The sequence below is a fragment of the Enterococcus hulanensis genome, from assembly GCF_005405485.1.
Lineage (GTDB): Bacteria > Bacillota > Bacilli > Lactobacillales > Enterococcaceae > Enterococcus_A > Enterococcus_A hulanensis.
The window spans coordinates 16,761-34,174 of record NZ_BJED01000010.1 but is presented as its reverse complement, the minus strand read 5'-3'; the positions used below and the strand labels follow the sequence as shown (position 1 = coordinate 34,174).

General features: G+C 39.8%; 20 protein-coding genes. 7 read left to right on the top strand and 13 right to left on the bottom strand.

Features of this window, described 5'->3' with window-relative positions; all coding sequences use genetic code 11:
- Window positions 1-13 precede the first annotated feature (13 nt).
- Window positions 14-1,102: an ABC transporter ATP-binding protein gene (locus FFR60_RS12185; RefSeq protein WP_137664354.1), complete on the bottom strand. Its 1,089-nt coding sequence runs from the start codon at window positions 1,100-1,102 to the stop codon at window positions 14-16.
- Window positions 1,103-1,116: 14 nt separating this feature from the next.
- Window positions 1,117-1,659 carry a helix-turn-helix domain-containing protein gene (locus FFR60_RS12180; protein ID WP_088932121.1) on the bottom strand — a complete coding sequence of 181 codons (543 nt, stop codon included), beginning with the start codon at window positions 1,657-1,659 and terminating at the stop codon, window positions 1,117-1,119.
- A 357-nt stretch (window positions 1,660-2,016) separates the two neighbouring features.
- Here FFR60_RS12180 and FFR60_RS12175 point away from each other — a divergent pair, with 357 nt between their 5' ends.
- The 4 genes from FFR60_RS12175 to FFR60_RS12160 are packed head-to-tail and all read left to right on the top strand — an operon-like array spanning window position 2,017 to window position 4,900.
- Complete coding sequence (locus tag FFR60_RS12175) at window positions 2,017-3,009, top strand: YhdH/YhfP family quinone oxidoreductase (protein WP_137664353.1); 993 nt, start codon at window positions 2,017-2,019, stop codon at window positions 3,007-3,009.
- Window positions 3,009-3,734 (top strand): phosphopantothenate--cysteine ligase, encoded by a 726-nt coding sequence (locus FFR60_RS12170; RefSeq protein WP_137664352.1) that lies wholly within the window; start codon window positions 3,009-3,011, stop codon window positions 3,732-3,734. Before FFR60_RS12175 ends, FFR60_RS12170 begins: the two co-directional genes overlap by 1 nt.
- Entirely contained in the window at window positions 3,731-4,273 is a 543-nt protein-coding gene (coaC, locus tag FFR60_RS12165) for a phosphopantothenoylcysteine decarboxylase (RefSeq protein ID WP_088932118.1), read from the top strand. Before FFR60_RS12170 ends, coaC begins: the two co-directional genes overlap by 4 nt.
- 3 nt (window positions 4,274-4,276) lie before the next feature.
- Window positions 4,277-4,900, top strand: a complete 624-nt coding sequence (locus tag FFR60_RS12160; RefSeq protein ID WP_137664351.1) for an ECF transporter S component — start codon at window positions 4,277-4,279, stop codon at window positions 4,898-4,900.
- Window positions 4,901-4,946: 46 nt separating this feature from the next.
- On the opposite strand, the gene murB is transcribed toward FFR60_RS12160, so the two are convergent.
- A complete protein-coding gene (gene murB, locus FFR60_RS12155) occupies window positions 4,947-5,900 on the bottom strand; it encodes a UDP-N-acetylmuramate dehydrogenase (protein ID WP_371853374.1) in 954 nt (317 codons plus the stop codon).
- Between the two features lie 40 nt (window positions 5,901-5,940).
- Complete coding sequence (locus FFR60_RS12150; RefSeq protein WP_137664349.1) at window positions 5,941-6,852, bottom strand: Gfo/Idh/MocA family protein; 912 nt, start codon at window positions 6,850-6,852, stop codon at window positions 5,941-5,943.
- 147 nt (window positions 6,853-6,999) lie between these two features.
- On the opposite strand from FFR60_RS12150, the gene FFR60_RS12145 reads away from it, so the two are divergent.
- Window positions 7,000-7,755, top strand: a complete 756-nt coding sequence (locus FFR60_RS12145) for an exodeoxyribonuclease III (protein WP_137664348.1) — start codon at window positions 7,000-7,002, stop codon at window positions 7,753-7,755.
- Between the two features lie 76 nt (window positions 7,756-7,831).
- Window positions 7,832-8,365, top strand: a complete 534-nt coding sequence (locus FFR60_RS12140; protein WP_137664347.1) for a 3'-5' exonuclease — start codon at window positions 7,832-7,834, stop codon at window positions 8,363-8,365.
- Between the two features lie 23 nt (window positions 8,366-8,388).
- Here FFR60_RS12140 and FFR60_RS12135 read toward each other — a convergent pair whose 3' ends face one another.
- The 9 genes from FFR60_RS12135 to FFR60_RS12095 all read right to left on the bottom strand — a co-directional run bounded on the left by FFR60_RS12135 (window position 8,389) and on the right by FFR60_RS12095 (window position 16,368).
- The gene (locus FFR60_RS12135) at window positions 8,389-8,910 is read right to left on the bottom strand and encodes a GNAT family N-acetyltransferase (protein ID WP_137664346.1); all 522 of its coding nucleotides are present in this window, start codon (window positions 8,908-8,910) and stop codon (window positions 8,389-8,391) included.
- The gene (gene tsaE / locus FFR60_RS12130) at window positions 8,903-9,373 is read right to left on the bottom strand and encodes a tRNA (adenosine(37)-N6)-threonylcarbamoyltransferase complex ATPase subunit type 1 TsaE (protein ID WP_137664345.1); all 471 of its coding nucleotides are present in this window, start codon (window positions 9,371-9,373) and stop codon (window positions 8,903-8,905) included. Before tsaE ends, FFR60_RS12135 begins: the two co-directional genes overlap by 8 nt.
- A gap of 223 nt (window positions 9,374-9,596) precedes the next feature.
- A complete protein-coding gene (locus tag FFR60_RS12125; RefSeq protein WP_137664344.1) occupies window positions 9,597-10,052 on the bottom strand; it encodes a PTS sugar transporter subunit IIA in 456 nt (151 codons plus the stop codon).
- A gap of 2 nt (window positions 10,053-10,054) precedes the next feature.
- Window positions 10,055-10,498: a hypothetical protein gene (locus FFR60_RS12120; RefSeq protein WP_137664343.1), complete on the bottom strand. Its 444-nt coding sequence runs from the start codon at window positions 10,496-10,498 to the stop codon at window positions 10,055-10,057.
- A 34-nt stretch (window positions 10,499-10,532) separates the two neighbouring features.
- A complete protein-coding gene (locus tag FFR60_RS12115) occupies window positions 10,533-11,312 on the bottom strand; it encodes a MurR/RpiR family transcriptional regulator (RefSeq protein ID WP_088932110.1) in 780 nt (259 codons plus the stop codon).
- A gap of 63 nt (window positions 11,313-11,375) precedes the next feature.
- A complete protein-coding gene (locus FFR60_RS12110) occupies window positions 11,376-12,707 on the bottom strand; it encodes a 6-phospho-alpha-glucosidase (protein ID WP_137664342.1) in 1,332 nt (443 codons plus the stop codon).
- Window positions 12,708-12,725: 18 nt separating this feature from the next.
- Entirely contained in the window at window positions 12,726-14,315 is a 1,590-nt protein-coding gene (locus tag FFR60_RS12105) for an alpha-glucoside-specific PTS transporter subunit IIBC (protein WP_137664341.1), read from the bottom strand.
- Window positions 14,316-14,548: 233 nt separating this feature from the next.
- Complete coding sequence (gene pta, locus FFR60_RS12100) at window positions 14,549-15,529, bottom strand: phosphate acetyltransferase (RefSeq protein ID WP_088932107.1); 981 nt, start codon at window positions 15,527-15,529, stop codon at window positions 14,549-14,551.
- Window positions 15,530-15,687: 158 nt separating this feature from the next.
- Window positions 15,688-16,368 (bottom strand): uracil-DNA glycosylase, encoded by a 681-nt coding sequence (locus FFR60_RS12095; protein ID WP_088934605.1) that lies wholly within the window; start codon window positions 16,366-16,368, stop codon window positions 15,688-15,690.
- A 172-nt stretch (window positions 16,369-16,540) separates the two neighbouring features.
- Here FFR60_RS12095 and FFR60_RS12090 point away from each other — a divergent pair, with 172 nt between their 5' ends.
- Window positions 16,541-17,404 (top strand): Cof-type HAD-IIB family hydrolase, encoded by an 864-nt coding sequence (locus tag FFR60_RS12090; RefSeq protein WP_137664340.1) that lies wholly within the window; start codon window positions 16,541-16,543, stop codon window positions 17,402-17,404.
- Window positions 17,405-17,414: the final 10 nt, after the last annotated feature.

Here is a 17,414-nt window from a genome sequence, read left to right as displayed (position 1 = left end):
TCTACTTCCCTCCCTAATCTTCGTAGCTGTCTAAGCGCGCTTCGAAATCTTCTTCACTTTCATTAAAACGCATCACATGGATATCTTCCGGCTCAAAATGCAGGCCAACCTTGCTGCCTTTTTTGGCCTTTCTCGTCGAATGGACCATCCATTCATTGCCGTCCGCATCAATACAGTTCATCTCATAGTGAACCCCGCGGAACAATTGCGTATCGACAGTCACCACTAATTTTCCATTCTCAGGTGTCGTTAAGGTCAAATCCTCCGGCCGCAAAACAACTTCAACGGGTTCGTTTGGACGCATCCCACCGTCAACGCACTCGAATGTTTTGCCGACAAATTTAACTAAATTATCTTCTACCATTTCACCGGCAACAATATTGCTCTCACCAACAAAGTCCGCAACAAAATGATTGATCGGTTCATCATAGATATCGACAGGCGTTCCGCTTTGAACGATCTTCCCCTTGTTCATAACAAAAATCTCATCACTCATAGCCAGCGCTTCTTCTTGGTCATGAGTCACGAAGATAAAGGTAATGCCCAAACGTTTTTGCAAGGCACGTAGTTCATATTGCATATCTGTCCGTAATTTTAGGTCCAATGCAGATAATGGTTCATCTAATAGTAGAATTTTCGGTTCATTCACGATGGCTCGCGCAATTGCTACCCGTTGACGCTGTCCACCAGACATTTCGGTAATTTCACGATTCTCATAGCCGGGCAGTTGAACCAGCTTCAAAGCTTCTAGGACTTTCTTTTCAATTTCCTTTTTTGACAGCTTTTTGATTTTCAACCCAAAAGCAACATTTTCAAAAACATTCATATGAGGAAACAGCGCATAATCTTGGAATACTGTATTGACTTGACGTTTATTAGCGGGAATATCGTTCATTCGTTTTCCTTCAAAAAAAATATCCCCTTCGCTCACATCTGTAAAACCGGCAATAATTCTTAGGATCGTGGTTTTCCCACAGCCGGAAGGCCCTAATAATGTATAAAAGCGCCCTTCTTCGATATCAAAATTTATTTTTTTCAATACGGGATCATCATCGTCGTATCGTTTGATTACATCTTTAAAAGAGATAATTGTGTTTGGCATGACTTCACGTCCTTCTATAAGTAAGATTCTGTGGCGACGATCAAAACTTTACTGATTCCTGACGCCTGATTTTGTAACCGATGCGGTTTACTGGCTTCGTAATAAATACTTTCACCTTTTTCCGCTTCATATAATGTTTCACCGAACTGCAAAGCTACCTTGCCCTCTAATACATAAATGAACGTCTCCGATAACGAAGGAGTAAACTGCTTATACTGGCCTTTTCTATCCAGCGTCAATAAAATCGGCTCCATTTCCTTTTCGTTCGATTCGGGAATCAGCCATTTAATCTGGTAGCCGTGTTCTTCATCGCTGTAAAAAGTTGTGTCTTCTTCTTTATAAACAATTTTTTGGTCATTCGTCTTTTGCTTAAAAAATTCAGCCGGTGTAACACCTAAAACTTCTAAAATATCAAAAAAAGTCTCCATAGAAGGAGAACTCAGATCACGCTCTAATTGAGAGATGTATCCCTTGGATAAATCGGTTCGTTCCCCTAGCTCCTCTTGTGTTAAATTTTTTTGAATTCGTAAGTTGCGCAGCTTCTCACCAATATCCATAGTCTCACTCCCTATTCGTAATCATTTTCTTCAGAAAATAGGACTAAGCCGCAGTCCTTTGATCTTTTTCACAATGTTTGCTAATAGTAAACTTATTGTTTAATAGCACTATTCAAGTATACGAACTTTCTACTAAAAATCAAGCATTTAAAACCATTTTCTTAGGAGAGTTTTATGGAAATAAAAGAGAAAAGAAATTTGCTTTTTCCTTCATTTTCGCTAAGATAGTAGTAACCGATTTTACGAGTCCAACGTCTCGCAGGTTACTCTATTTAAGAAGGCTATAAAACTTTTTATACAAATGGGATTTGTCCCAATCAAAAACAAACCATTAAAAGAGAATCAGGAGGATGAAACATGACTGAGTATCGCCGTTTACGTGTAATGAATGATGAAAACCTTCACACAGAGATTGAGGCTTTTTCTAAACCAGAAATTGAAGAAAATGAAGTATTGATTGAAGTGAGCTATTCCGGAATCAATTATAAGGATGCCTTGGCAACTAAAGCCAACACGGGCGTATTACGTGATTATCCAATGACACCTGGAATCGACTTGGCAGGAAGAATCATCGATACGAAAGATGCGCGTTATGATGAGGATGATCAAGTCTTAGTGACTGGTTACGGATTAGGCGTCAAACAAGATGGCGGTTTAAGTGATTTAGAAGTAGTCCCTGCTTCTTGGGTCGTTAAACTCCCAGAAAATTTGTCACCAAAACAAGCAATGACTTTCGGAACTGCCGGCTTTACAGCCGCTTTATCTGTAGATGCTTTGGAAAATCATGGACTTAACAAAGACAGTCGAGTTCTTGTTACGGGTGCAACTGGCGGTGTCGGCGGTTTTGCTCTGCACTTTCTCAAACAAATCGGCTGCAAAGAGATCGTCGCTTTAAGTCGCAAGAGTGATCAAAGCGATTATTTGAAAGAATTAGGCGCGACTTCTGTTCTCTCACCTGCTGAATTGTTTCCTGAAAAGAATCGTCCATTAAATAAACAGCTCTTTGATTATGTAGTCGATACTGTTGGCGGTGATACGCTTGCTCAAGTCCTTCCTTTTGTTAACTACGGCGGCAGCTTGGCCCTTTGCGGAAATGCCGGCGGAATCAAGTTGAATACAACGGTCTTGCCTTTTATTTTACGTGGTGTTAACTTATTAGGCATCGACTCGGTTGAAGCATCGATGGAACAACGACAAAAGCTTTGGAATAAAATGGCAAATGAATGGTCTCTGCCAGCCAACTTCAAAGTTCAGCAAATTGAATTAGAGCAAGTACAAGAAACAGCAGATGCTCTGCTAGCAGGAAAGCATGTAGGACGTACGATTGTTGCTTTAGGAGGAAAAAATTAGTGAGAATCCTAATTACTTCAGGCGGTACCTCAGAGAAAATCGATGATGTGCGCGCGATTACCAATCATTCCAGCGGAAAACTAGGCAAGGCGATCGCAGAAAGCTTTGCCAAAGAAGATGTAGTGATCGACCTGATCACCACCCGTAACGCTGTCAAACCAGAAGGAAAAATGATTCACTTTCATTTGATTGATTCAACGGCTGATTTAGAAAGAACCTTAAAAGATTTAATGACCGCTAATACTTATGATGCGGTAATTCACAGCATGGCTGTCAGTGATTTTACCCCTGAAAGCTCAGTTACTCTTGAAGATTTAGAATCAGCGATTGCCAAAGAACCTGCGGATTTGCCGAAAGCTTTAGTTGATATTGCCAATGAACGGACAGAAAAAAAGATCTCTTCTGATACCGATCATTTAGTAGTTGTCCTAAAGAAAAATCCAAAAATTATTTCTTTGATCAAAAATTTGCAACCCAAAACGATCTTAGTTGGGTTTAAACTATTGGTTGACGTACCGATGATCGAATTACTCAATGTTGCCAAAGCGAGTCTCGAAAAGAATCATGCTGATTTTATCTTAGCCAATGATTTAGCTGAGATTCGTGATGAGAAGCATCATGGCTACCTCATCAATAAACAGCACAAAATCAAAGAAGCACACACAAAAACGGAAATCGCTGAACTGATTAAAGAAGAAGTCATGAAACTGGAGGAAGTAAAATGAAAAACATTTTATTAGGTGTCAGCGGAAGTATCTCTGCCTATAAAGCAGCCGACATTACCAATCAATTAACTAAACTCGGCTATAACTTGGATGTCGTAATGACCAAAAGCAGCACGGAATTTATTACACCCTTAACGATCCAATCATTGTCGCATCGCCTTGTTCATCTTGATGTAATGGAAGAACCCGATGCGGCCTTGATCAATCATATTGCACTAGCAAAAGCAGCGGATCTATTTTTAGTTGCTCCTGCATCTGCAAATATCATCGGAAAATTAGCTAATGGCATCGCAGACGATCTATTGTCAACGGTAGCTCTAGCGTTGCTGCCTGATACACCAAAAATTATCGCACCAGCAATGAATACTTATATGTATCAAAATCCAATCGTTCAACGAAATTTAGCGACTCTCAAAGAAGTCGGCTATCAAGAAATTGAGCCAAGAGAGGCTTTGTTGGCTTGCGGCGATTATGGGCGCGGGGCTTTAGCAGATATTTCTGAAATCGTTCATATTGTAAATTCGACACTGAAGGAGTAACTAATGAAAGAGAAAAATGTAAGAAGCTTTACTTTGACCGCGATGTTTTTAGCAATCATGATTATCCTAGCGGTCACTCCCCTTGGCTTTATCCCAATTGGTCCAATTAATGCGACAACGATGCATATCCCAGTCATTATTGCATCGATCGTATTAGGGCCTCGTATCGGTGCCGGACTAGGCGCAGTCTTTGGCGTCATCAGTCTAGCCAGAGCAACGGTTATTATCACGCCGATGTCCTTTGTCTTTTCACCTTTTATCGCCAATCCATTGACGAATCAGGGTGACTGGCGAGCTGTCATCGTAGCAATTATTCCTCGTATTTTAATTGGTGTTGTCCCTTACTTCGTTTATAAAGGACTTCACCGCTTGATGAAAGAAAAAGTACGACCTGTTAGCCTGTTCATTGCCGGTGTAGCTGGTTCATTGACGAACACTATTTTAGTGATGAACCTGATCTTTTTCTTCTTTAAAGACAGCTATGCGAATGTTTTACAAGTCACTGCGGATGCCGTTTACGGCGTCATCTTAGGCATAATTTTCGGGAGTGGTTTAGTCGAAGCAATCGTGGCCGGTATAGCAACAATGGGTGTATCCGCCGTTTTATTACGATTAATGAAAAAATAGAAAAATGCTAGCTAGAAGTCAAAAATGATTTCTAGCTAGCATTTTCTTATTGTTTAGGTTCTTCACCAAGGATACGGACTTCCGTTTCCAAGGTCACATCGAATTTTTCTTTAATCGTCTTTTGGATATGAGCGATCAATTCGATATAATCCGTCGCTGTCGCGTTGTTGATGTTCACGATGAAGCCTGCATGTTTTTCAGAGATTTGAGCTCCGCCCCAAATCAAGCCTTGCAGTCCTGCATCTTGGATTAATTTTCCAGTAAAATGTCCAACTGGACGTTTAAAAACACTTCCACAAGAAGGATATTCCAGCGGCTGTTTCAATTCACGCAATTCCGTTAATTCGGTCATGCGTTTTTCAATTTGATCATGATCACCATGTGTCAGCTTGAAGTTGGCGCTTAGTACGATCGCCGGTTGATCTTGAATTGCTGAATGGCGATAAGAAAAATGCATTTGCTCTTTGTGCCAAGTTTCAAATGTTCCGTCAGCTAGTAACACGTCCACGGATTCAAAGACATCTTCCAATTGTCCGTCATAAGCCCCTGCATTCATGAAAACCGCTCCGCCGATACTTCCGGGAATGCCGCAAGCAAATTCAAAACCGGTCAAAGAATGGTCCAAAGCCACGTATGTCGTGTCGATCAATTTTGCTCCAGCTTGAGCAGTAATCGTAGTTTCTTCCACACGAATCGTAGTCATATCGGTCAGCATGATCACGACACCACGGATTCCGCCATCTTTGACAATCAGATTGCTGGCGTTTCCTAAAACGATCCATGGAATATCGTTCGCTCGACAATAATCGACCAAAGCCTTCACTTCTTCGTTATCTTTCGGAAATGCTAGAGCGTCTACAGGTCCGCCGGTTTTTGTAAAAGTATAATTCATTAAAGGTTCATCCAAAAGGATTTTCAAATTAGGTAATGCATTCGTTAAGTCTATTGTTTTCACTTTGATAAGCCTTTCTCGTTCACAACGGGTAAATTTTTCAAACATCCTTGCTATTTTAGCACGCGACAAAAAAACTTGCCACCCCCTATAGCTGATGGCGGACGTGCTGACGCAGCATTTGCTCGCACAGCTCATGACTTAATAAAATATTTTTTTGACGCAAATCAACCTCTTCGCCCTTTAATGCTGCAATAAAATGGATCACCAATTGTTCAAATCCGCGTTTTTCCAAAGTAGTTGTCCAATCGCCAAATCGTTGACTCTCTTCAGTCTGGCCGCGCTTGATTTTTAGTTCCGTTAATTGATCTAAAATCATCGTTTGTTTAGATGAGCTGACTTGATAACGTTCCATTTTTCCACCGCTCATCAGGTCCATCGACAAGATACATTCCGCTGTCGCAGTTGAAAGCTGCATTTGCGCATAGGTCATCTGTCCAGCCTCTTCACGAATTTTGGAATGAACACTCATGACCTCATCGTCCAATAAATAAACCGCCGTATCCACCAAATGGATAAACAAATCGTAGATACCATACTGTGTGTTCATCGCATGATTCGGTTCATTTTTTTCTAAATGAATAATATGCTTTTCCGGAAGCTGTTTTAATTGTTCGACCATCGGTGCAAATCGGCGATTAAATCCTACCATGAACAGAAGCTCTTTATCCTTCGCCAATTTCTGCAGCTCTTGCACTTCCTGTAATTTCTCGCTAACAGGCTTATCGATAAAAACGGCAACCCCTGCTTCTAAACATTTCTTAGCAATTTCAAAATGAACCTTCGTTGCCACATGGATAAAGCATGCATCGATTTTTTCCGCTAATAACTCATCGATTGTTGCAACAGTGTTTTCAAAATTGTACGCTTCCGCAATTTTTTGACGTACCTCTTCCGTGCGAGTCGCAAAAATAAATGTCGCTTCTTTACGCATTTTCGCATACGTTGGCAAATAGGCTTTTTGTGCGATTCCGCCGATACCGATAACTCCGATTTTCATAAGTAAGACTCCTTTTTATATTAATAGATTTATTTACTGCACATACCCTTGCGAGACAAGTTCAGCAGAACTGGCAACCTGCAGCTTTGCTTTCTTTCTTTTTTTCGTTACAATTAACTCATCATTGAATAGATGGAGGAATGAACTGTGAAATTAATTTCTTGGAACGTCAACGGGCTGCGTGCTGTGATGAAAAAGAATTTTATGGATGTTTTTAACGAATTAGATGCTGATTTTTTCTGCTTGCAAGAAACCAAGTTACAAGCCGGACAGATTGAAATGGACTTGCCGGGCTATTATGAATATTGGAACTATGCAGAGAAAAAAGGATATTCTGGTACTGCTATCTTCACCAAACACGAACCAATAAACGTGGCTTATGGTCTTGGCATAGATGAACATGACCAAGAAGGCCGTGTCATTACGTTGGAATATCCTGAATATTACGTAATTACCTGCTATACACCCAATTCGCAAAATGAGTTGAAACGTTTAGACTATCGCATGACTTGGGAAGAAGCCTTCTTGAACTATCTAAACGGATTAAAAGAAAAGAAACCGGTCATTTTCTGCGGCGATCTAAATGTTGCGCATGAAAACATCGATTTAAAAAATTGGAAAACAAATCAAAAAAATGCCGGTTTTACTCCGCAAGAACGAGAAAAATTTAGTATCTTATTAGAAAGTGGCTATATTGATACTTTCCGCCATTTTTATCCAAATCAAGAAGGCATCTATTCTTGGTGGAGCTATCGCTTCAACGCTCGCAAAAATAATGCTGGATGGCGGATTGATTACTTCGTCGTTTCTGATGACCTAAAAGAAAAATTACAAGATGCTAAAATTCATACCGAAATTATCGGCAGCGATCATTGCCCAGTAGAATTAGATATCAATCTTTAAAAAGTTTGAAGCTTTTCCTGCAAGACTTTCGCCGCTGAAAAAAATATGTTAAAACAATGGCGAAGAGGTGAACCTGTTGAATTTTATCGCAATGGACTTTGAAACTGCCAACTACCAAGCTCATAGCGCTTGTTCGCTGGCACTCGTAATGGTAAAAAACAGCCAAATTGTCGGTGAATATTATTCGTTGATCAAACCAGAAACCGAATTTTTCTGGAAAAATATCCAGATCCATGGAATACATCCTGAAGATGTTGAAGATGCGCCAAAATTTCCTGAGGTTTGGCAAGAAATTCAGCATTATTATCAAAACAACCGTTTGATTGTCGCTCACAATGCCGGCTTTGATACAAAAGTTCTAGCTGGCTGTCTCGATTATTACCAGATAGAGCAGCCATCGTATCTTTCACTTTGTACCGTTCGAACGAGTCGACGGCTGTTTCCAGAAATGCCGAACCATCGACTAAATACGGTTTGTGAGGAACTGGAGCTTCCACTTGAACATCACCATGATGCCTTAGAAGATAGCCGAGCCTGCGCCAAAATTTTACTCTATCAAGAGGATCATTTTGGTGTCGATCCGCTAAAAAAATTAGTATTACCAATGTAAGCGAAGCGCTCTGCTTCGCTTTTTTAATTAATTAATTTGCTCATTAATAAGACCTCCAAGAACTCACCTTGAGCATCGCGTGCTCCCCGTTTCATTGTTGCTTCGGTGACAAAATCAAACTTTTGATACAAATGGATCGCCCGCTCGTTTCTTTTTTGAACAGTTAATTCTAAGCGCCGCAGCGGTGACGCGTTCTCGCTCCAATAAATCACTTCATCCAATAAAGCCGTTCCTAATCCGATTCCCCAGAAATCTTTTAACACACTGATGCCAACCTCACCAATATGCGATACAGTAAATTCTGGTGCCGATTTAACTGAGGCCATACCGACAATTTTTTCATCCGCAAGTGCTAACAATAAAAGATTATTCTCACTCTCATATAGATCCGCAAGTTGCAGACTTAATAGCTCTTCGTTCAGTCCTAGTCCTGCTTCATCCATAATCAAAAAATCTGTTTCTTCGGCGATTTTTCGACTGACCTGTAATAAGTTTTCAGCGTCATCGGGAACTGCTTCTCGTAAGGTAACCTCAACTTCACTCATTGGCAGACCACGCTTCCAAAATTCTAGCTTTGAAATCCTCTGCCTGTTTTCCATTTGCGTTCAAACTCACTCGACGCAAATTTTCATTCTGATCATCTTTAGATAAAATCAATTCTAAATAATCCTCCGGCATGTATTCTCCTAACTGTTTTCCCCATTCGATTACTGAAAGACCATCCCCTTCAAAATAATCATCCAAACCTAAATCATCCGCACCAGACTCGATACGATAAACATCCATATGATAAAGCGGCAAGCTGCCCTGCTGATATTCACGAATAATTGTATATGTCGGACTTTTGATCATCTGATCAATCCCTAAACCGAGAGCGATTCCTTTGGTTAACGTCGTTTTCCCCGCTCCAAGGTCGCCAGTCAACACCAAATTATCACTGGGTGTCGCTGCTGCGCCAATCATTTTTCCTAGCTTTTCTGTCGCTGCTGTATCTACTAACGTTATCACGCTATTTCCCCTCTTTTCTATACCAACTTAGTATAACGATTTAAACATAGAGAGAAAAGGAAAAGATGCTCAAAGCCTTCGTTCAAACTTTTTATCAACAAAAAGAAAACAAAGTACCTAAATCTTATAGATCAAACTTTTTCCTATCGTAAAAACAAAAAAAGATCTGACAATCGATCTGTCAGACCCTCTGCTTTTCTACTCAAGAACATTTCAAAATTATTTATAAAACCTCATCGCCAGCTACAACTGATTTGGGCTGAATATCATAGCTACTTGTATCTCCAGGAAACAGAACCATGATTGTACTTTCTTTTCCTTGCAATTTCAAAAACGCCCGATCAACAATCGCTAGTTTTGTCTTTGGCGTCACCTTGTCAGCTTCATTAACAAAAATCTCAAATCCTTCACCCTTTAATTCCACCGTGTCGATACCGATATGGATCAACACTTCTTTACCATCGGCCCTTTTGATACAAATAGCGTGTTTAGTAGGGAAAATGCTCGTGATGATACCTGTAACTGGTGAATAAAGTTCATCGGCCATCGGTTCCACGGCAAATCCAGGTCCCATCATCCCTTCTGAGAATACTGGATCAGAAACTTCAGACAATGGAATCAACTGTCCTTCAACAGGACTAACCAACGCTGGTTCCTTCTTTTTAAAAAAAGAAATCATTCTTATACTCCCTTCATTTTGATAGCAATCAGCAAAATAACAATACTGATCAAACCAATAAAACCAGTTGCACAATAAAACACAAATTTAGTATTATGGGAAATCTGTGTTTTATCGGCAAACAACCATTTATTAATAAAATAGCACAAAGCTGCACCAATGATATTTCCCGTCAAAATTTGCTGGAACAAACTAAATGTTAAAAATTTTTTCTCCAAAATTGTAGTTCGGGAAGAGATGAAGTAAAGACAAGCAGCCTGAAAAAGCGTAAGAAAAGAAAGCAGCAATGCCAATGTCAGCCCCGGAATCTGAATGATCAGTTGTTGAATAGTTGCTTGCTGGTTGAAACTTACTAAGAATAAATAGAAGTAAAAGAGCACTGGAACAATAATCCAATAACCAAGCAACATATTTCTTTTAATTTTTATCGATTTAAGCGCTATCATTTCTTTCGCTCCTTCTTTGTCTTTAAAAAGTATTTTACTGATTTAGATTGTCACCTTTATTTAATGTGTAGATGCCATACGACCGAATTAAGTAATCCATTAAACAGTCTAATCCAATTAAGGATTGCGTCTGCTGCTTTCTTCTTCCCACGACGAAAAAATCACAATAATAATTTAGATGATACGTACTGTGCCGTGCAAAATAATTATCTCCAACTGCTGTTACTGCAAGTAAAGGAATTTTTCGAACCTCAAAAGATGTCAAATTTTCTTTGATATCATCGGTCTCTCCACTTAAAGAAACAACGATTACACAATCATTTTTAGTAATCATCGGCATCACCATATCCAGTTCTGTTTTATTTGGTGAAACCAATACACGTTTATCCATGTTTAGCATCATTTTATAGAATTCATCGATTGCTTTTTTTTGCGAAAAACCTGTCGCATAGCAGTAGACGGTTTGACTTTGGTCAATCATCTCATTGATTGGTTCGAGATTGATCGATTGCATATATTCTAGTGTCTTTTTGATATCATCGAACTGCTTTTCAAAAATATCTTTTTCACTAGTATCTTTTTGATTATTCGCCTCTGAGTGTCGTAAAAAATACTTCAGCTCTGAATAACCGGAAAAACCTAGCTTCTTGGTGGTTCGCAGTACCGATGATTTAGAAGCATGCACCATTTCTGCCAGCTCCATGATTCCTGAAGACTGAACCTTATCTGGATTGGCAAGAATAAACTGTAAAATATCCTTATCTAAGTCACTCAACTCTTCTAAATGTTGGTGAATCAATTGTTCTAATGTCATAAATTCCCTCCTCCTACACTATTATACGTGAAGGAGGAGAAAAAGTTGTTTTTTTCATAACATTTAACTTAATTCTGGCCAAAATTCTTTGTTTGCCTCAATTAAATCATCCAACAATTCTTTGGCAACCCGAGCATTGGGCACGATTCTTGAAAGTGATAAAGCTTGATATAATTTTTGATATGATTTTTCTTCCCATGCTTCGACCACTAGTTTTTCAACCGCAACTTGCTGCTCCATCAAACCTTTTTGGAAGCGCGGGATTTTTCCTTGTGTTAATGGTTCTGGTCCGTTGCTTCCCACGACGCATGGCACTTCTACCATCGCCGTTTCATCAAAGTTAACGATCGCTCCTTCATTAGGAACAATCAAGAGCATTCTTTCATGAGTATTGTACGCGATTGCCCGTGCAAGATCGACAATATAGCTGGCGTGTTCGTCGACTTCTAACGATGTGCCTTCAGCCGTTCCAGCTTCTGCGATCCGATCACATTCACCGAAGACGTGTTGTTCCCGTCCAGCCATTACTTCGTTTGCTCTAGTAAATTCTGGGTTAGCATGAGCGACTTCATCTTGCGGATAGAAATAATATTTCAAATAAGTATTTGGCAGCGTATCTGGATCTAACGCGTACACTTCTTTTGCTTTAGCAAAGGTATGCATCCAGCTCGCATCTGTATGTTGAGATTCTTCAATTTCTTCTGGTAATGAGTAGCCATGAGCTTTGACATGAGCTTTGATTTGCGGCATTAAGTCATTGCCTTCTTTGTCGCGAATATCTGTCCACCAACCAAAATGATTTAAGCCATAATAGCGAACTACCATATCTTTTCGCGAACTTAATCCAATCGAATGGGCCATCCGTTCTTCGATTCCCACGGGCATATCACAAATATTGATGATTTTTGATTCTGGTCGTAATTTTCTTGTTGCTTCAGCTACGATTGCCGCCGGATTCGAATAGTTTAGCATCCAAGCATCTGGCGAATATTTCTCCATGTAATCAATAAGCTCCAACACACCGCCAATTGAACGCATCCCATAGGCGATTCCGCCAGGTCCGCAGGTTTCTTGACCGACCACGCCATATTTCAACGGAATCTTCTCGTCTTTTTCCCGCATAGCGTACAATCCCACCCGAATATGTGCCATCACAAAATCAACATCGGTAAACGCAGTTTCTGGGTCAGTTGTAGCAACAAATTTGATTTCTGGTGCTCGTTCCTTCAACAAAATTTCACAGGCACTCGCCACATGATTTTGACGTTCTTCCAAGTTATCATAGAATTTGATTTGTCTAATAGGAAACTTATCCAAGTTGTCTAATAGCATCAATACGATCCCCGGTGTAAATGTACTTCCTCCGCCTGCAATTACAATTGAAAATTTCTTCATTCTTTATCCGCTCCTTTATTAATTTTCTATATCCATGAGTGTTTCAAACTGCTCTCTGACCTGCGGCACATCTAAACCAACAATTACTTGAAAAGCATTGCCGTTACGCACGACGCCATGAGCTCCTCCTGATCGAAAAACATCATCTGCTTGTACAAGATTTTCATCCTTGACAGTGATCCGTAAACGAGTCGCACAGTTATTGACCTTCGCAATATTTTCTGCCCCGCCAAAACCATCCAAATAAACCGCTGCTTGTTCAGTATATTGATTCGCACCTTCAAGTACAGGTGCGTTGCCGCCTTGTTTTTCCTTGTAATCTTTTTTCGAGTAAAGCTTGATGTCTTGAGCATTTTCTTCCCGTCCTGGTGTCGCTAGATTAAACTTCAGGATCAAAAATCGGAAGACTAAGAAATAAATCGCGATAAATGCCAATCCAATAGCAAGCTGGGTAAAGATCATTCCTTTATGATTCTGGAATAATGGTATCCAAACTTTTGCTAATAGATCGATGAAGCCGCCACCCATATCGCCGACAACGCCAAATCCGTACATCGTCGCTGCCATTGATGCCGCTAAAAAGGCATGGACAGCAAATAATGGTGGGGATACGAATAAAAAGGTGAATTCTAGTGGTTCTGTGATTCCTGCTAAGACTGCTGTTAAAGTCGCCGGAATCAAGATAGCCAATACTTTCTTTTTGTTTTCTGGTTTTGCAGTAAAGTAAAAAGCTGCAGCAATTCCCGGAGAAGCAAATATTTTCGAATTACCATGCAAAGCGAAGCCGCCTTCTGGGAACAATTGTTTCAATGATGTCGTTGTTTGGGCGAACTCTTGTAAATGCCCCATCCAATATTTGGTGATACCTTCTTCCACAACCGCAGGTCCATAAACAAATGGTGTATAAATAAAATGATGCAATCCTGTAGGTATCAGGATTCGTTCTAGAAAAGTATAGAGCCATACTCCAAAAATGCCTGCACTTGCTAAGAAGCCTTGCAATGATCCGATCCCTTGTTGTACTTTCGGCCAGATCAAGCAAATCAGAAATGCGATGGGCAGCATGGTAAAGAATCCTAAGATAACTACAAAGGATGAGCCTTGAAAAATGCCTAAGAAATCCGGTAGTTTTTTTTCAAAATAGCGGTTATGCAGGAAAACGACAATAGCAGATATAAAAATTGCTCCAATAATCCCCGTATCTAATGTCTTGATTCCTCCAATCAATTTCAGTCCACTTTCTCCTCCCGGCTCAGCCGCAAAATTCACGCCAAAGAAATTACCGAAATATTCCAACATAGATGAAATAAAATAATTACAGGTAGTATAGACAACAAATGCCTCCATCGCAGCTCGGGCATTTGCTTTTTTAGCTAATCCAATGGATAGTCCGATAACGAACAATAGCTCCATCTGATTAAACACAGTCCAAGCACCATTCTCAACGATACTCCAAATTGCATACCAAGTCGTTCCATCGTTCGCGATACTTCCGACCAGCATTGGATTTTTGAAAATGATACACAGCGCGACCATTATTCCTGAAAAAGAAAATAATAGCACCGGGGTAAACATTGCCCCTCCAAAGCGTTGAATCTTCTCCATCATGACAAAAAAACATCTCCTTCCAATAAGTTCTTCTTCCTGTTTACAAATCAAACTATACAGTCCGAATAAACCGTTTACAATAATATGGGACAACTTAGGGAACAAGGTTCCAGCCTTGTAACTAGGTGTCAAAAGTTGGGAAATTTCCCACTTGATCGATTCCAATCAAATAAAAAAAGCAAGAATTCGCGTAATTTACGAATTCTTGCTTTATTATTTTTATGAATCTTAGATTAATTCATCAACGATTGTGCTGCTGTAATAATTGAAAGCTTGTAAACATCTTCTTCATTGGAACCTCGTGAAAGGTCAGAGATTGGTTTGTTCAAGCCTTGCAGGATTGGTCCGATTGCTTCAAATCCGCCGAAGCGTTGAGCAATCTTATAGCCGATATTACCTGATTGTAATTCAGGGAAAACAAAGACCGTTGCTTGTCCGGCTACTTTTGAATCTGGTGCTTTTAATTGTGCAACACCTGGGATATAAGCTGCATCAAATTGTAATTCACCATCAATCAAGAAGTCTGGTGCTAACTCTTGAGCAATCTTAGTTGCTTCAGCGACCTTCTCAACTTCTGGCGCCTTAGCAGAACCCTTTGTTGAGAAGCTCATCATCGCAACTTTTGGTTCGATATCAAATAGTTCAGCCGTTTTTGCTGATTCCACAGCAATTTCAGCTAATTCTTGTGCATTAGGATTTACATTGATGGCGCAATCTGAGAATAGATATTTTTCTTGGTCGCGTCCGCGAACCATCAAGAAAGCTCCACTTGTTCGGCTAACGCCAGGTTTTGTTTTGATGATTTGCAACGCTGGGCGTACAGTGTCACCAGTTGAATGGATCGCTCCAGAAACCATGCCATCTGTGATACCCATATAAGTTAACATTGTGCCAAAGTAATTTTCATCTTTAAGAATTTTTTCAGCATCTTCTTTGCTGACTTTTCCTTTACGACGATCAACAAAAGCTTCTACCATTTCATCCCAACGATCAAAATGATCAGGATCGATGATCGTGAAGTTGCTTAAAGCGATTCCACGAGCGCTCGCAGCTTTTTCGATTTCAGCTAAATTACCAATCAAAATTGGTTCAATCAATTCTTCTGCTTTCAGACGAGAGGCAGCACCTAAAATACGTGCGTCAGTTGCTTCAGGAAATGCAACTTGGATGTTGCGACGAATAATCTTAAATTTCAAACTATCAAATAGATCCACTATAAAACCCTCCAGATATTTATTTCTCATTTATCATACAATACTTCACATGAAAAGAAAAGGACAGAATAAAACATCTGTACTACTAATTAAAATCTAGCAAATGTGAGTTAAGAACATTTTCACAAACTGTTCCTGCAACAGAAACCGTTGTCATACTACACTGTTTCAGGTAATTGCCAATCAATCGGCGATTCGCCCCATTCCGTCAATAGTTGATTCGTTTTCGAGAATGGTTTTGAACCCATAAAACCTCGGTGAGCTGATAACGGTGACGGATGAACCGATTTTATAATCGCATGTTTATTGGTATCGATCATCTTAATTTTTTCTTGCGCAGGTTTTCCCCACAAAATAAAGACGATTGGTTTTTCCCGTTCATTCAAACGTTCAATAATCGCATCCGTTAATTGCTCCCATCCTTGACCACGATGTGAGTATGCCTGACCTTCTCGAACTGTCAATACCGTGTTGAGTAATAGGACACCTTGTTTTGCCCAGCTCACAAGATTTCCATGCTGAACCGGCGGAATCCCTAAGTCACTTTGCATTTCCTGATAAATATTACGTAATGAAGGCGGTATTTTCACACCTGGCTGCACAGAAAAAGAAAGTCCATGTGCTTGGTCCACACCGTGATACGGATCTTGACCTAAGATCACGACTTTTACTTTGTCATAAGGCGTTAATTCCAATGCTTCAAAAATATGATACATATCTGGATGAATTCTTTGTGTACTGTATTCTTGTTTCAAAAATTCTCGCAATTTCAAATAGTATGGTGCCTGAAATTGATCCGCTAAAACATTTTGCCAATCATTATGGATGATTTCTTTCACTTGCATTCACTCCTGATTCAATAATAATTTAAAATGGAAAAAGCAGTAAAATAACTTCACCGTCTTCTTAACTGCTCAAATAATTCTTTTTAAAGAATAAACTCGACGTGGTTATCCTCTTTGGGATTATGGTACACTATCGTTGTATGATAGGAAAGCTAGGTGAATAATTTTGATAAAACTCATTGCCTCTGATATGGACGGTACACTGTTAAACGATGAAATGCAAGTCCCGACAGCAAATATCGAAGCCATTCAGAAAGCTCAAGCACAAGGAATTGAATTTATTACCGCTACTGGACGCGGAATGAGTCACGCTAAAATCTCTTTAGATGAAGCGAACATTCACGTACCGATGATTTTATTAAACGGCGCTCATGTGGTGAACGCCAAGCGAGAAACCATTTTTACCATTCCAATTGGTAAAGAAAAAACTTTTGAAGTTATGGATACTCTTGAAGAAGCTGGACTTTACTATGAAATTTTTACAGCTGATCATGTGTACTCTTCAAATCAGCCGATGCGAATCGAGTTTTTCTCTGAACATATTTTAGGGAAAATGCCCGGAATTTCTAAGAAGATGGCGATTGCCGCTTCTTCTCGACATTTATCACTTACTCCCATTACTTTTGTCAAAGATATGCGTCAGATATTAATCGATAAAGATGAAGACGTATTAAAAATAATTGCCTTTGATAAAAATGGGCCAGAACAGTTGCAAGAAGTAACTGGCAAACTAGAGAAGATGGGCGACTTAGCTGTTGCCGCTTCGGAGCTGACCAACATTGAAATCAATCACGTCAACGCGCAAAAAGGGATCGCTTTAAAACAATTTGCTGAAGAGCGCGGTTTTACTGCTGATCAAGTCATGGCGCTTGGCGATAATTTTAACGATGTCAGCATGTTGACTTATGCAGGAACAAGTTTTGCCATGGGCAATGCAGCACCTGCTATTAAAAAAATCGCTAAACATGTAACAGATACAAATGAAGAAAACGGAGTAGCAACGGCAATCGATCGAATCCTTTCTGAATAATAAAAATTAG